We start from the raw sequence: 13376 nt of genomic DNA, 5'->3' as shown, positions 1-13376 counted from the left end.
GAAACGTACATGTATTATTATAATTATTGTCGACCATTTAAAAAACTAAACTGCCAAACTCCAATTGAATTCAGAGTAATGGCAGCCTAGGTGTTTTATTGAGTCTTATTTAACTGTGTCACTCCAATGAAAGGAGGTCTTTTTTACATGTTTTCTTTTATTTTCGTTATGGCTGCAGACAAATCGTCGTGCACGACATAGTCAAAAAGGTGGTCCTTATCGGTTGGTTCATTGTTGATGAGAACGGTCGTCGTGTTTTCTTGTTCATAGGCAAGATACGGAAGGAGGTTGAAAGGAGTTACGAAAAGCGACGTACCCATGACGAGCAGGAGGTCAGCTTTTTCGATGATCGACTCGGCCTCATCATGAGCGGTGATTAAGTCACCGAACAGCAGGACATCCGGTTTCAAAACCGATCCGCAGTGCTCACATACCGGCACAGAAACTTTCATGACATCATTCAAAGAATAAGACCTGCCGCAGTCCGGACAGCTTGATCGGTTCAATGTACCGTGGTACTCAAGGACACGGGTACTGCCGGCAAGCGAATGCAGTCCATCGACATTCTGGGTAATGACCGAGACTTCCCGCTCATCGGTTTCCAATTCCTTTATGAACTGATGGACAAGGTTCGGCTGGTAGTCTTTCAACAACTTCATCCGGAAGATCGCCTTATACTTTTTCCAAAAATCCTCGGGATCATGGAAAAAGTAATCGGTGGACATGTAATACTCACGATCATGATCTTCTGTCCATAACCCTTCACTTGAGCGGAAATCAGGAATTCCGCTTGCGGTCGAAACACCGGCACCGGTCAGAACGGCGATCCGTTCGGCACTCTTTATATTAAGAGCAATCGTTTCATACATAGACGGCAACTCCTCTTACTGCTTGTTAAAGCCTTTCTTTTTCACGATACTAGTGACGTCCATCCGCATTGGTTTTGTAAAGCGACGCAGCATTTGATCGGTCCAGGAGTCATTTCTTGTATTCGTCTGACGCGACTGATAGTAGGCGGCGATTGTCTCGTCAAAAGCTCCCAGCTCGTCTTTATGATCACGCTTGTATTCATTTTCAAAATAGATCGCTTCTTTCGGCAGACGCGGCTTCTGGTCAGGCTGGTGATCGGGTTCCCCGAGGACCATGCCAAACAGTGGAAGCACATGTTTCGGAAGTCCAAGGATCTCATCCACTTTATCAAGCTGGTTACGGATGCTTCCGATATAGCAGATGCCAAGCCCCATTGATTCGGCAGCAATGGCTGCGTTCTGCGCAGCAAGCGCTGCATCAATCGCAGAAACGAGAAAATGTTCACTGTTTTCAAGATTTGCGAGCATATCTTCATACTGCTCTGAGGTGGCATGAAGGGTATGACGGTAAAGATCCGCACAGAAAATCATCAAATGTCCGTTATCTTTCACGTATCCTTGACCAGTGATTTCGGCAAGTTGCGCTTTTTTCTTTTCATCTGTCACCCCGATGATGCTATAAGCCATCATGTAGCTGGAAGTGGACGCTTGCTGGGCTGCAGACAAAATGGCGCTCAGCTGTTCGTCCGTCACGGGTGTATCTTTGAATTTTCGGACCGAACGGTGGTTCAAAATCGTTTCAATCGTTTCATTCATCATCGAGTCCTCCTATTTGTAAATCCATTGCGTCCGAACCGGATCCTTGGTATCGGAACCTGCCACTGGATCGTTACTGGTAATTTGCAATCGTTCTTCATCCATAAAAGTAACAGAATGGATGGCGTATTGGTACTGATTCGGTTTAGGGAGGAGGTGATTTTCCCCAGGTTCGAGGGGGACAGGTTCCAGTGTATCGAGATTCATGACGGCCAGCTGATGCTTGGCTTCCTCTTCATACTCACGTTCGAAAAGAAAGGCCACGTACTGTTGGTCAGGAGAAACCTGACTGGATACCATTCGGCTCAAATCACTCATTAAAAACGAGTGCTTCTGTTCAAAATCAACCATTAAATGCGAGCAACGCTGCTCATGACAAGCAAACTCCACCAAATATTGATTCTCTTTTATTTTTGAAAAAGGAAGTTTTCGTAGTTGCTCTTCCGGTTGATCAAAATTATGTACATATTGCGATAGAATGGGATAGTCTTTGGTTGTGAAAGGATAGGAAGCTCCGTCGAGGGTGAGCTGCATCTTATTACCATTGTCTTCCGCTCTCCCTTCCTCAAGGAGGGGATCATCCCCTTCAAGCGGATTTATTTTCAACGTGTCCTCTGCGTCCGCATTCGAGCTGCATCCGACCAATAATAGGAGGAACAAGCCGATCCACCACACGTTTTTCTTCATCATAAGCAATTCCCTCACTTAAAAAACTCTTTTCTACAGAATACCACAACAGGCAGAAATTCATGAGGGTGAAACTTTTACAAAGTTTATCTGTACTCTTGAAGGAATAAAGAAGAGAGAAAAAGAAATATATTCTTTATAGACCAAAGAGCGAGGTGGGGGCAATGGGGGAAATCTACAGTTTCAAAGCTTTTCAGTCCAGGAAAGAAAAGGAGAAGAAAGTCCAGGACCCGAGAACAACCGTAGCCATTTACCGGAGTGTCGTTTATTATGTGCATTTGTACTGCGATGAAACCTATGAACATCCACTGGAACACTTGACGACTAATATCGAGCTTGCGACGGTTTTTAAAAAGGACCGTGCCAAATTTTTGGAGGCGTTTGCTGCCCTCATTCAACATTGGGAGCTTCCCCAGAATAGCCATCTGGAATTGCCTAGATACCGGGAGTTCACTCAATTTCCGACGCTTGGAGATCTTTGTATATATATAGAAAAAAAGGTGAAAGACCTATAAGACGATGATATCTCATGTCTCATAGCCTTTCACCTTTTTTATGTTGACAATTCCGACATAAAATTGTGTCAACCCAATTCCGAACAAAAGCGGCCCGACACTTGTCGCAAGCATTGTACTAATCAGCGTCTGTACCATCCCAATCGCAATCAACATCATGTATTTCTCTGCTCTAAACGTTAAGTATGAACCGAACAATGTGACGATACTGATGATCAAAAGGGCCGGCATCAACCAAGGATACACCTGCATAAGCTCCATGGTATTCACCTCCTCAAATGTATTCTGAAAATTCTTATTATTGAAGATTTTATCACGTTATGAAATCCTGTTTCAACCGTGAAAACCGTCTAGTTTTGGCGGTTTTCCGTAGTGACGTAAAAATAAAGATTCCCCGCTTGAAACAGTTTCAAACCTCTGACCCGTTATTCCTAAAATTCTGTCAATAAAGCTTTTTTAGTATAAGACTTAGTTTCGAGATGATCTCCCGTTTCTGCTTCTGTTGGATGAGCAGTATGGAAACGTGGCAGGAGGATACGTGCTCCTGTCACTGAAGTCATTGATAAAAGTGTAAAACCCACTGACAAATACATCTCGAAATCAAGTCTTCTACCGAATAGTAGCATATGCGGATGTGGTGAGAATGGTTTGCAAATGTGATTATGGTGGGACTTTTGTATATAGTTAAGGTAAGAATTGATGACTGGAGGGATTGTAGTGAATGGGAAAATCGTTGTGGAACACTTAACAAAAACGTTCAAAAAAGGAAACGTACAAGCAGTAAAAGATGTCTCTTTCGAAGTAGAGGAAGGAGAATTCTTTGCATTTCTTGGACCGAACGGTGCAGGTAAATCAACAACTGTTCAAATTTTGACTACGCTCATCAACGCGACTTCCGGAAAAGCGGAAGTGGCCGGCCATGATGTCATCCGGGAGCCGGAAAAAGTGAGACGTTATATAGGAGTTGCCCTGCAGGAAACAGGCGTGGATCCTGATCTGACAGGCAGAGAAATGATTGAGCTCCAAGCGAATATTTTTGGATTTCGTAAAGAAGAAGCGAAAAAGAGAGCACAAGAGCTTTTAGAAATTGTGCAACTGACAGAAGCGGCGGAACGTAGAATCGGCAATTATTCGGGTGGAATGCGCAGGCGTCTGGACCTCGCTCTGACGCTCGTGAACGAACCGAAGATCCTTTTTCTCGATGAACCGACCACAGGTCTTGATCCTTCGAACCGGATGGCGATCTGGGAGGAACTGCGACGGCTGAACGAAGAAGTGGGCACAACCATTTTCCTTACCACCCAGTATTTAGAGGAAGCCGATTCGCTTGCCCATCGCATCAGCATCATCAACGATGGAGAGATTGTTGCGACAGGCACGCCGAAAGAATTAAAGGCGCAAATCGGAAGTGATCTGATCACCCTTACGCTGAAAGAAGAAAAACAGCAAACCGAGGCATCGGAGTACTTACGTGCACAAATGGCAGACGTTGACGTAATCAGTCGTCAGAATAAAATTCTCATTTACGTCGAAGAGGGGACGAAGCAATTGCTTGAAGTCGTCCGTCTGTTTGATCAGGAAGGCTATGAAATTGAGGATATCCAACTTTCCTCTCCAACCCTGGATGATATTTTCTTGAAGATTACAAGTGAGAAGAAGGAAGGAGTGAGAGCAGATGGGGAATAACCTATGGAAAGACACGTGGCTGATGACGGTAAGAAACATCAAAACGACGCTACGTAATCCATTTTCATTTATTCCGAACTTAATCATATCGGCTTTCTTCCTTCTTGTTTACGAAGGTGGATTGAGTGGGATTTCCCAGCTCCCGACCTTTGAAGGAGCAAACTATTTGGCGTTCATTCTCCCTGTGTCCATTGTATCGGCAGCCATTGGTGGAGCCGGGGGTGCCGGACAGAGCATCGTGAAAGATATAGAGAATGGGTTTTTCTCTCGATTGTTGTTGACTCCTGCCTCCAGACTTGCAATCGTCCTTGGGCCGATCATTGCCGGGATGCTTCAGCTCGTTGTCCAAACGCTGCTCATCATAGGCATCGCCTTTTTGCTCGGTCTTGAAGTAGTGACAGGTTTCGGTGGCATTTTGTTTGTGTTGCTCATTGCGGTCGGTTGGGGACTCGCGTTCGCTGGATATTCTGCAGGGGTCGCACTCCGTACAGGAAATGCGCAGGCAGCTCAAGCCGGCACGTTCATCTTTTTCCCGCTTATTTTCTTAAGCACCACGTTCGTCCCGTATGAGCTGATCGAAGCCCAGTGGTTGAAAATCGCGGCGACGATCAACCCGACGACTTACATTTTTGAAAGTATGCGGACGGCTCTCATTGACGGCTGGGTGTTTTGGGATTTGATGCAGGGGGTATTCGCGATCATCATCGTATGCACCATCACCATTACCTTTGCAGCGATTTCTGCGAAAAAAGCTGTTTCCCGCGGATAAACGTATCCCACTGGCAAAAAATTCTGATATAATAGGACTAATCAAAAAGTTAGGAGTGATGTTTTATGGCAAACGCAACGATTCTATTCAACTCAAATCAATCAAATCACGGAGGACATCACTCGTAACGTCCTCCAAAATTTCAGGAGGAATCGAATGAAACGGAATGATTTTGCAGATTTTTTTAAAGCACAAATGCATGAAGGGGACCACATCGGAAGAGTGACCCGTCTGACCCATGGCCATTACACGGTCGTGGATGATGAGCTGGAGCGAAACGGAGAAGTATCCGGAAGGTTTCACCACACGGTGCAGTTTGACAACGATTACCCGGCGGTCGGGGATTGGGTCGTATTTGAACCCTATGATGCAGGAGCGCGTGCAAAAATTCACCGCGTGCTGGAACGGAGAACCGTCTTATCCAGAAAAAAGGCGGGAGGAAGTCATCAGGAGCAAATCATTGCGGCGAACGTCGATACCGTGTTTATCGTCACCGCTTTGACCCAGGAGTTTAACCCAAGAAGAATCGAACGGTATGTACAGCAAATTTATGAAAGTGGCGCAAGCCCGGTCGTTATTTTGACAAAAAGGGACTTGTGCGACACGGTTCCTGATCACATCGCTGAAGTCGAAAGTGTTGCGCCGGGGGTTCCTGTCTATGCGGTTGATAGTTTGACAGGGGAAGGTATGGAAGAGCTTGTCACTGAATTACGTGCGGGCGAAACCATTTCCCTCGTAGGTTCTTCTGGTGTCGGAAAATCGACGCTCATCAACCATCTGCTTGGCATAGAAAAGCAAGCGACCCAAGGTGTGCGGGAAGAGGATCAGCGCGGAAGGCATACCACGACACACAGAGAGCTTTTTGAACTGCCGAACGGAACCTACATCATTGACACACCGGGCATGCGCGAATTGCAACTATGGGGTGGCGATGAAGAAGGGGTGGACCAGACGTTCTCTGATATCGATCGTCTGAGCGCATCTTGTAAGTTCAGAGATTGCAAGCATGAACAAGAGCCGGGATGTGCAGTGAAGCGGGCCATCGATGAGGGAGAGCTCGAAGCCGCACGTCTGAAAAGCTACAACAAATTGAAACGGGAGCTGAAGCGGCTCGAGCTGAAAGATCGGTACGGGACGCATCGTACGAACCGGATGCTGCACGGACCGAATGCGATCAAGTAGGAAAAAGAGGTGCCGGGTCCGGTGCCTCTTTCTTTATGTATCTGAAGCGTTTCATTTTTGAAGAAAAGGGAGATTGTATGCCGGATTGGTCTTATCATGTGTTGTTTAAACCTTGGCTTTCAAAACTTTCCCCTGTAACGTCCAGGGAGTTTATACATAAAAATATGAACCGGATTGCATCTCTTCCAGGAGGCAGTCATGTCATTCATTTCCTAGGAAGAGAGGAGATCGCTGAACGACTCTCTACTTCTGTAGGGGGCGAGCAAATCACCGGCCCTGTTGGATTAGCGGGAAAAATCGATCCACGATTAACAGGGACAAAGGCCTTTAGTAACCTTGGATTCAGCATGATTGAAATCGGGCCGGTGACACTGGGCCCGCAGAAGGGGGAACACCCAGTAAGAAAGGAAGGTCGTTTGCAGCTTCCTGATCAGGGCGAGTCGATCGGCCTGGAAGAAACGGTCCGTCGTCTAGAGAAGGTGGATGCAGCCATTCCATTTCTTTTTCATTTGCGTGGGGCGCCAAATGAAATGATGAAAATGGCAAGTGCATTACAGTCATTTAATGGAATATTCAGTGTCGCGTATCATGAGTGGGATGAAAACCTTATTGACTTCCTGTCAGGATTTAAACCCGTTTTTTTAAGGATTCCCAGTTTAGACGTTTCTGAAGTAGATAGATTTCAAGGAGCTGCCGGAATCATCTTAGAAGAATCTGAGGGGGAGGGAAGTGCAGAAGCGCACAAAGGGGCTTTGGAAAAACTGCAGGAGTATGATGTAATCACGGTCGGAGGAGTAAAGGAACCCTCAGATGCGCTCACTCTCCTTTCCGCTGGCGCCCGGATGGTTCTTCTTTCTGCTGGGTACGTTGATGCAGGTCCTGGATTACCAAAACGGATACACGAAGCACTCCTGGATGAAAAACCAGAATCACAGCATCAGGAGACGGGCTGGATGTGGTATTTCCTGTTTGGGCTTGCCATTTTTCTAGGTGGCATCCTTGCCTTGGTGTTCAGTTTGACCTCGGTCATTCTGCCTTATGATGAAGCGTTTCTCGGAATATCCAGACAAGAATTGCTTTTGTTCAATGAACGGATTCTTTGGTTTATGGCCCACGACCGGATGACCCTCGCCGGCACCATGATCTCTGGCGGGCTGATTTACATGTGGTTGGCGAGGTATGCTGTTTCCAAGGGAGAAAAATGGGCGAAACAAGCGATTGATTTTGCTGCAATAGCTGGCTTTTTAGGTATTCTCTTTTTTATCGGTTACGGCTATTTTGACTGGCTGCATCTGTTATTCTGGCTCATCCTCCTGCCCCTGTATGTGACCGGTTGGATCAAATCGAGGGGCCTTTCTGGAAGGCCGTCTTCAAAGAACAGGCATAGTGACCGTGTCTGGATCCTTGGTGTTTATGGACAATTCTGCTTCGTTGTCTTGGGGTTCGCTTTCGTCCTTGGAGGCATCGTCATTTCCTATATTGGCGTGACAGGAGTCTTTATCCCGACGGATATTCAGTACCTGTGTATGCCTCCGGAACTGATTCAAAGCTTCAACGAGCGATTAATTCCCGTCATCGCCCACGACCGTGCCGGATTCGGAAGCGCTCTTTTCAGTGTTGGCTCGCTCGTCCTGATGAGTGCTTTGTGGGGGTATCACCAGGGGAAACGATGGTTTTGGTGGATGTTCCTAATCGGAGGGATCCCCGCCTTTGCTGCAGGAATTTTTGTGCATGTCATGATCGGGTACACGACATTCATCCACTTGCTGCCTGCGTATATCGCGCTGTTTTTTTACGGGGCAGGTTTGATTCTGTCCTACCGTTATCTGATGAATAAATGAAGCGAAAAGGTCATCCGATTTGAGGATGACCTTTTCGCGCGCAAGAAGCCTGAATCGCGCGCAAGAAGCCTGGAACGCGCATGAAAAAGCGCAGAACCTACATAAAAAAGCAGCGCCCCGTCGGAGCGCTGCTTTTCTCTTTCTTACTTGTTCATATATTTGTCGATTTCCCACTTGCTTACTTGCAAGGAGTACTGAGTCCACTCATCTTCTTTGTCTTCGATATACGCATTGGCTGTGTGATCGCCAAGAGCTTTAAGAAGAACTTCGTCTTTCTTAAGAGCAGAAAGTGCTTCTTTCAAGTTCGTAGGAAGTGTTGGTACACTGTCGTCCTCAACTTCATACAGGTTACGGCTTTCTGCTTCACCAGCATCATACTCGTTACGGATACCTTCAAGACCTGCTTGGATCAATACCGCAAGTGTCAGGTAAGGGTTCGCTGTCGGGTCCGGGTTACGGACTTCGAAACGAGTACCTTGACCACGTGTTGTTGGTACACGGACCATACAGCTACGGTTGGAGTGAGACCATGCAATACTTACAGGTGCTTCATAACCAGGAACGAGACGCTTATAAGAGTTTACGTTCGGGTTCGTAATTGCTGCAATAGCGCGAGCGTGGTGAAGAATACCTGCGATGAACTGTTTCATAGTTTTAGAAACGCCATCTTGTGCATCTTCATCGTAGAAAGCACTGTCGCCATCTCTGAATAGGGATAGGTGTGCGTGCATTCCGGAACCGTTCTCACCTGCGATCGGCTTAGGCATGAATGTCGCGTGGTAATCGTGGTTAGTTGCAATATCTTTTACGACGTTTTTGAATGTTTGGATGTTATCTGCTGTTTTCAGCATGTTGTCAAAACGGAAGTTGATCTCGTGCTGACCCATGGCCACTTCGTGGTGGGAAGCTTCCATTTCGAAACCGAATTTTTTCAGTGTACGAACGATGTCACGACGTACTTTATCCCCTTTATCTTTTGGAGAAGCATCGAAGTATCCACCGCGGTCGTTCATTTCGCGGATTGGGTAACCATCTTTGTCCAGCTTGAATAGGAAGAATTCTGGTTCTGGACCGACGTTTACTGTGTATCCCATGTCTTCGGCTTCTTTCATTGCGCGTTTAAGGATGTAACGAGGGTCTCCTTCGAATGGAGTGCCATCTGGCTTGTAGATATCACAAATGAAGCGCGCGCTGCGATCTTCATCGACCAAAGAAGGAAGTAGTAGGAATGTATCTAGATCTGGTACAAGATACATGTCACTTTCTTGGATATCAGAGAAACCGGAAATGGAAGAACTGTCGAACATCGCTTCATTGTCTAAAACCATTTCCAGCTCTTCAGCTGGTAGTTCTACATTTTTCGTATCCCCATACATATCTGTGAATTCTAATAGTAGAAATTCAACGTTGTTTTCTTTTACTTCCTGAATAATTTGCTCTTTTGTGTAAGTCATACATTACCCTCTCTTTAACAATTTTATTATGAGATGTGTATCCGGAATAGTGCTGGATAAGTACCTCACTTTTTCTTATGTTAGGAATTCTAACACATAGTGTAGACAAATCTCAAATGCCTTTTATGTAAATTCCCTTATTTTTTTCTCCTAAACCTATGATTTAGTAAAAAATTTCGTCCTGCTACATAAGGTAGATTATAAGTGTAATGGGGGTGTTGTATGAACAGTAAAAAGCTCGTATTCATGCAGTCTGCGGCCATTTTTGGTTACTTGGTTTTTATCTCTATCGTTACAGTGAAAGTACAGGGGACAGCCCTTGTGACAGAAAATTTTTATTTTTATATTATTTTCTCACAATTCGTCTATGTTCCAGTAGGAATAATTCACGCTCTACCTGGGTTTCTCAGTAAATGGGAGAAGGGAGGGCAGTGGAAATGGAAGAAAAGGTATGGGTTCTTTTTTCTTTTTCCTACTTTATATATGATGATGGTACCTTATGTCATCCCTGTCGGTTCACTCTTTCCTAATCTACTGATCACTAATCCTTCTGTGAGTTCAGTCATCCAGGTTCTATGCGGTTACTTTTTGATAAAAGGGTTCGAAAAAGAATAGTTTTCCTTCCATATTAAGGGGAATGATAGGAGAAGATGGACTATGGCTGCAATCTATTTTATAATCGAGACGGACAAGCCATCCTACATACCCTTGATAAAGAAAGGAAGATTTTTGTGAGCAAAACTTTGATTTTCGGGCACAAGAACCCGGATACGGATACGATTACTTCAGCTCTAGTGTACGCTGAATTGAAAAAAGCCCTTGGCGAAGAGGTAGAAGCGGTTCGTCTTGGGGAAGTAAATGGAGAAACTCAATTTGCCTTGGATCAGTTCAATGTCGATGCGCCACGTCTTGTTGAGCGTGTCTCTGATGAAGTTGAACAGGTCATCCTTGTCGATCACAACGAGCGCCAGCAGAGTGCTGGAGATATTGATGAGGTGCAGGTGCTTGAGGTTATCGACCACCACCGTATCGCAAACTTCGAAACGAAAAGCCCTCTTTACTATCGTGCCGAGCCAGTCGGATGTACAGCAACGATTTTGAACAAGCTGTATAAGGAAAAAGGACAGCAGGTTTCGAAGCCGATGGCAGGACTGATGCTGTCTGCGATCATTTCCGATTCACTTTTATTCAAATCCCCGACATGCACGGACGAAGATCGTAAAGCTGCTGAAGAACTTGCGGCGATCGCTGGTGTCGATGCTGAAGAATATGGCCTGAAAATGTTGAAAGCAGGCGCGGATATCAGTGACAAGACTGCGGAAGAATTAATCTCTCTGGATGCGAAAGGCTTCAATATGGGCGATAAAAAAGTAGAAATCGCTCAAGTGAACACCGTCGATACAGACGATGTGCTTTCCCGTAAGAGCGAGCTTGAAGCAGCGATTGAAAAGAACGTTTCCGAAAAAGATTTGGACTTGTTCCTGCTTGTCGTTACAGACATTCTGGAAAGTGACTCAACAGTCGTCGCAGTCGGTAATGAAAAAGAAGCGGTTGCGAAAGCTTTCGAAACGGAGCTGGATGGCAATCAGGCTGTCTTGAAAGGTGTCGTCTCCCGTAAGAAACAGATCGTACCTCCATTGAACACGTATTTCGGATAAGAAGAAAAGCGAACCCTCATCGCGAGGCGTTCGCTTTTTTAATATCATTTATTCACTTCCATATAAGCTCCCGATTGTGGAAGACTCAGTTTCGAGATGTTTCCGGGGTTTCGTTGCCTGGTTGAGGGTTAGGGGTGACTGGGAAGCCACTCGCTTTCCTGTGGGGGAGCGCCGAGCTTCCTCGGACTGCGTCCTGCGGGATCTCGCCAATCTCCTTCTCCCACGGGAGTCTCGCAGCTTCCCAACCACCCCATTCCACGTAAGGGAGAAACGAACCCCTGTACCAAGTTGGACTGTCTCCCCACTATCAAACCGTTATAAGTATGAAGTGCTCTGTATCAAGCCTTTACGTACTCTGGAGCGGTTTATACGATCCGCTTCTTCAATCATAAATACTGATTATTGCGGAAGTGGTTTCTGGAATCTTCCATGGCAAAGGGGCGGAGGGGAATGGCGAGACTCCCGCGGAAAGCGAGTCATTCCCCGCAGCCCCTAAACTCCCACAAAAGTCTCGAAATCGAGTCTTCCACAATCCTGCTATTTAGTTTAATAACTACTATGGATACCCTATTATAGAAACTGATCATTAAAGGAACGGATTGTTTCTGTCAGGGCCTCCATTTTTTCCTTGTCAGATACCGTAAAAGAATCTTTTTCCACGATATACTGTACGTCGGTGTGGATCTGTTTTAATGCAGCTGTGATTTCCTCCACTTTGTCTGATTCCTCATCTTCAAATGACTCCGTGGTAATCACCGATCGAAGTTTGAACAACTCATTCGAGTAATCACGGAACCATCCTTTTTCCAACTCATTCGATCGTTCAGCAGCATTCAATAGTCTTTGATTACCGGTCAGTTGCTGGAGGCTGCGCGTGAGCAGTGTCTCTGCGTAGAACTTTGCTTTTTCATCTTCTTCGCTATGAAACGACTCAAAGGAAAGGGTGACGTCTTCGATACGAAAGGGAAGTTCGGACACTGCGGATGTGGCTGCATCTCTTGTAAACGTGTCGATCTCTGAAGACCTGGTCGTATCGAACCAAAGGTAAGCGAAGACGAGGGTGGTCAACAAGAAGATTCCTGTAAGAATTTTGTACATGATTTCGTGGTCTCCTTTTTCTATCAATCATTAATCGTATCGTATCACGTCTGTCATATTCTTGGTTAAATGAAAGATTGAGTATTTGTTGAACATTTGAAATAATTGGTAATAAATGAGGGGGTTATTCATTTGTACATGTCTTATGGAAAGGTGTGGTGGAATGGGAACATTGATTCTTTCTGGTGGCGGAAGTGCAGGGCAGAACGAGAAAGCTCATGGAGCGTTCGCAGAAAGGCTTGGCCAAAAAGGACCGCTTCTTTATATCCCTGTCGCCGGGGACCCTGAACAGCGGCCTCACGCAGAGAGTTTCCGTTACATAAAACGTTGTCTGAAGCCGTATGGTGTGGATCAGTTTGAAATGTGGACGGAACTTAACAATCATTCACTCGAAGAGATTCAAGCGTTTTCGGGTGTCTACATCAGCGGAGGTTGTTCATTAAAGCTGCGAAGGTTGATGCATGTAAGTGGATTCGACCGAGTTCTCCTGGATTATTACAAACAAGGCGGCGTCATTTTCGGTCAAAGTGCAGGTGCAATGCTGTTCGGAAAGGCCCTTTCAGGAGGAGAAGAAGCTCTGAATCTTGTGGAGGACTACAGGATCTGGTGTCACTACAAGCCTGAGAACGAGAATGAAATCGTTCGAGTCACAAAGAAAGATCGATTGCAAATCCTCGCTATGGAAAACGGTGGATCTGTACTTGTTTCTGATAGGCGTATAGAGAAAATCAGTGGTGGTATTTATACATTTAATAGAGGAAAGAAAAACATAATAGCTGAACCCTCTCAATGAAAAGGTTCTAGACAAAACCTTGAAGCTCGTGTATCGAGGTTTTATTGTTCACCAAATTGTCCATGTTT

Annotated in this window: 14 protein-coding genes; 8 read left to right on the top strand and 6 right to left on the bottom strand. The window is 45.6% G+C overall.

Translation table 11 applies throughout. From position 1 onward, the window contains the following. Positions 1-143: 143 nt before the first annotated feature. The 3 genes from GLV98_RS05660 to GLV98_RS05650 are packed head-to-tail and all read right to left on the bottom strand — an operon-like array spanning position 144 to position 2315. Complete coding sequence (locus tag GLV98_RS05660; RefSeq protein WP_160912880.1) at positions 144-869, bottom strand: NAD-dependent protein deacylase; 726 nt, start codon at positions 867-869, stop codon at positions 144-146. 15 nt (positions 870-884) lie between these two features. Continuing rightward, positions 885-1625, bottom strand: a complete 741-nt coding sequence (gene nfsA, locus GLV98_RS05655; RefSeq protein WP_160912878.1) for an oxygen-insensitive NADPH nitroreductase — start codon at positions 1623-1625, stop codon at positions 885-887. A 12-nt stretch (positions 1626-1637) separates the two neighbouring features. Continuing rightward, a complete protein-coding gene (locus GLV98_RS05650; RefSeq protein ID WP_160912876.1) occupies positions 1638-2315 on the bottom strand; it encodes a hypothetical protein in 678 nt (225 codons plus the stop codon). Positions 2316-2476: 161 nt separating this feature from the next. Between GLV98_RS05650 and GLV98_RS05645 the strand changes: the two genes are divergently transcribed. Beyond that, a complete protein-coding gene (locus tag GLV98_RS05645; RefSeq protein ID WP_160912874.1) occupies positions 2477-2827 on the top strand; it encodes a hypothetical protein in 351 nt (116 codons plus the stop codon). A gap of 12 nt (positions 2828-2839) precedes the next feature. Here GLV98_RS05645 and GLV98_RS05640 read toward each other — a convergent pair whose 3' ends face one another. Further along, positions 2840-3088 carry a hypothetical protein gene (locus GLV98_RS05640; protein ID WP_160912872.1) on the bottom strand — a complete coding sequence of 83 codons (249 nt, stop codon included), beginning with the start codon at positions 3086-3088 and terminating at the stop codon, positions 2840-2842. 456 nt (positions 3089-3544) lie between these two features. Here GLV98_RS05640 and GLV98_RS05635 point away from each other — a divergent pair, with 456 nt between their 5' ends. The 4 genes from GLV98_RS05635 to GLV98_RS05620 all read left to right on the top strand — a co-directional run bounded on the left by GLV98_RS05635 (position 3545) and on the right by GLV98_RS05620 (position 8305). Next, positions 3545-4513: an ATP-binding cassette domain-containing protein gene (locus GLV98_RS05635; protein ID WP_337193717.1), complete on the top strand. Its 969-nt coding sequence runs from the start codon at positions 3545-3547 to the stop codon at positions 4511-4513. Next, positions 4503-5282: an ABC transporter permease gene (locus tag GLV98_RS05630; protein WP_160912868.1), complete on the top strand. Its 780-nt coding sequence runs from the start codon at positions 4503-4505 to the stop codon at positions 5280-5282. The genes GLV98_RS05635 and GLV98_RS05630 overlap by 11 nt, the downstream gene beginning before the upstream one ends. A gap of 156 nt (positions 5283-5438) precedes the next feature. Further along, positions 5439-6464, top strand: a complete 1026-nt coding sequence (rsgA, locus tag GLV98_RS05625) for a ribosome small subunit-dependent GTPase A (protein ID WP_160912865.1) — start codon at positions 5439-5441, stop codon at positions 6462-6464. Positions 6465-6541: 77 nt separating this feature from the next. Then, positions 6542-8305: a dihydroorotate dehydrogenase gene (locus GLV98_RS05620; protein WP_160912863.1), complete on the top strand. Its 1764-nt coding sequence runs from the start codon at positions 6542-6544 to the stop codon at positions 8303-8305. A gap of 143 nt (positions 8306-8448) precedes the next feature. Here the strand turns inward: GLV98_RS05620 and GLV98_RS05615 are convergent, their stop codons facing one another. Further along, positions 8449-9759 (bottom strand): glutamine synthetase family protein, encoded by a 1311-nt coding sequence (locus GLV98_RS05615; RefSeq protein WP_160912861.1) that lies wholly within the window; start codon positions 9757-9759, stop codon positions 8449-8451. A 222-nt stretch (positions 9760-9981) separates the two neighbouring features. On the opposite strand from GLV98_RS05615, the gene GLV98_RS05610 reads away from it, so the two are divergent. Then, positions 9982-10374, top strand: a complete 393-nt coding sequence (locus tag GLV98_RS05610; protein WP_160912859.1) for a hypothetical protein — start codon at positions 9982-9984, stop codon at positions 10372-10374. 116 nt (positions 10375-10490) lie between these two features. After that, complete coding sequence (locus GLV98_RS05605; RefSeq protein WP_160912856.1) at positions 10491-11417, top strand: manganese-dependent inorganic pyrophosphatase; 927 nt, start codon at positions 10491-10493, stop codon at positions 11415-11417. A 570-nt stretch (positions 11418-11987) separates the two neighbouring features. Here the strand turns inward: GLV98_RS05605 and GLV98_RS05600 are convergent. Then, positions 11988-12515: a hypothetical protein gene (locus tag GLV98_RS05600; RefSeq protein WP_160912854.1), complete on the bottom strand. Its 528-nt coding sequence runs from the start codon at positions 12513-12515 to the stop codon at positions 11988-11990. Between the two features lie 163 nt (positions 12516-12678). On the opposite strand from GLV98_RS05600, the gene GLV98_RS05595 reads away from it, so the two are divergent. Beyond that, positions 12679-13308: a Type 1 glutamine amidotransferase-like domain-containing protein gene (locus GLV98_RS05595; protein ID WP_160912852.1), complete on the top strand. Its 630-nt coding sequence runs from the start codon at positions 12679-12681 to the stop codon at positions 13306-13308. Positions 13309-13376: the final 68 nt, after the last annotated feature.

Source organism: Halobacillus litoralis (assembly GCF_009856415.1).
Taxonomy (GTDB): domain Bacteria; phylum Bacillota; class Bacilli; order Bacillales; family Halobacillaceae; genus Halobacillus; species Halobacillus litoralis_C.
Note: the sequence above shows the minus strand (reverse complement) of the source record. Positions and strands in the feature narration are given on the sequence as shown.

Excerpts from the sequence above, each read along its gene's own strand:
- GLV98_RS05615 (WP_160912861.1), bottom strand. The coding sequence starts at position 9,759 with ATGACTTACACAAAAGAGCAAATTATTCAGGAAGTAAAAGAAAACAAC.
- GLV98_RS05630 (WP_160912868.1), top strand. The coding sequence starts at position 4,503 with ATGGGGAATAACCTATGGAAAGACACGTGGCTGATGACGGTAAGAAAC.
- nfsA (WP_160912878.1), bottom strand. The coding sequence starts at position 1,625 with ATGAATGAAACGATTGAAACGATTTTGAACCACCGTTCGGTCCGAAAA.
- GLV98_RS05640 (WP_160912872.1), bottom strand. The coding sequence starts at position 3,088 with ATGGAGCTTATGCAGGTGTATCCTTGGTTGATGCCGGCCCTTTTGATC.
- GLV98_RS05660 (WP_160912880.1), bottom strand. The coding sequence starts at position 869 with ATGTATGAAACGATTGCTCTTAATATAAAGAGTGCCGAACGGATCGCC.
- GLV98_RS05645 (WP_160912874.1), top strand. The coding sequence starts at position 2,477 with ATGGGGGAAATCTACAGTTTCAAAGCTTTTCAGTCCAGGAAAGAAAAG.
- GLV98_RS05610 (WP_160912859.1), top strand. The coding sequence starts at position 9,982 with ATGAACAGTAAAAAGCTCGTATTCATGCAGTCTGCGGCCATTTTTGGT.
- rsgA (WP_160912865.1), top strand. The coding sequence starts at position 5,439 with ATGAAACGGAATGATTTTGCAGATTTTTTTAAAGCACAAATGCATGAA.
- GLV98_RS05595 (WP_160912852.1), top strand. The coding sequence starts at position 12,679 with ATGGGAACATTGATTCTTTCTGGTGGCGGAAGTGCAGGGCAGAACGAG.
- GLV98_RS05600 (WP_160912854.1), bottom strand. The coding sequence starts at position 12,515 with ATGTACAAAATTCTTACAGGAATCTTCTTGTTGACCACCCTCGTCTTC.
- GLV98_RS05650 (WP_160912876.1), bottom strand. The coding sequence starts at position 2,315 with ATGATGAAGAAAAACGTGTGGTGGATCGGCTTGTTCCTCCTATTATTG.
- GLV98_RS05620 (WP_160912863.1), top strand. The coding sequence starts at position 6,542 with ATGCCGGATTGGTCTTATCATGTGTTGTTTAAACCTTGGCTTTCAAAA.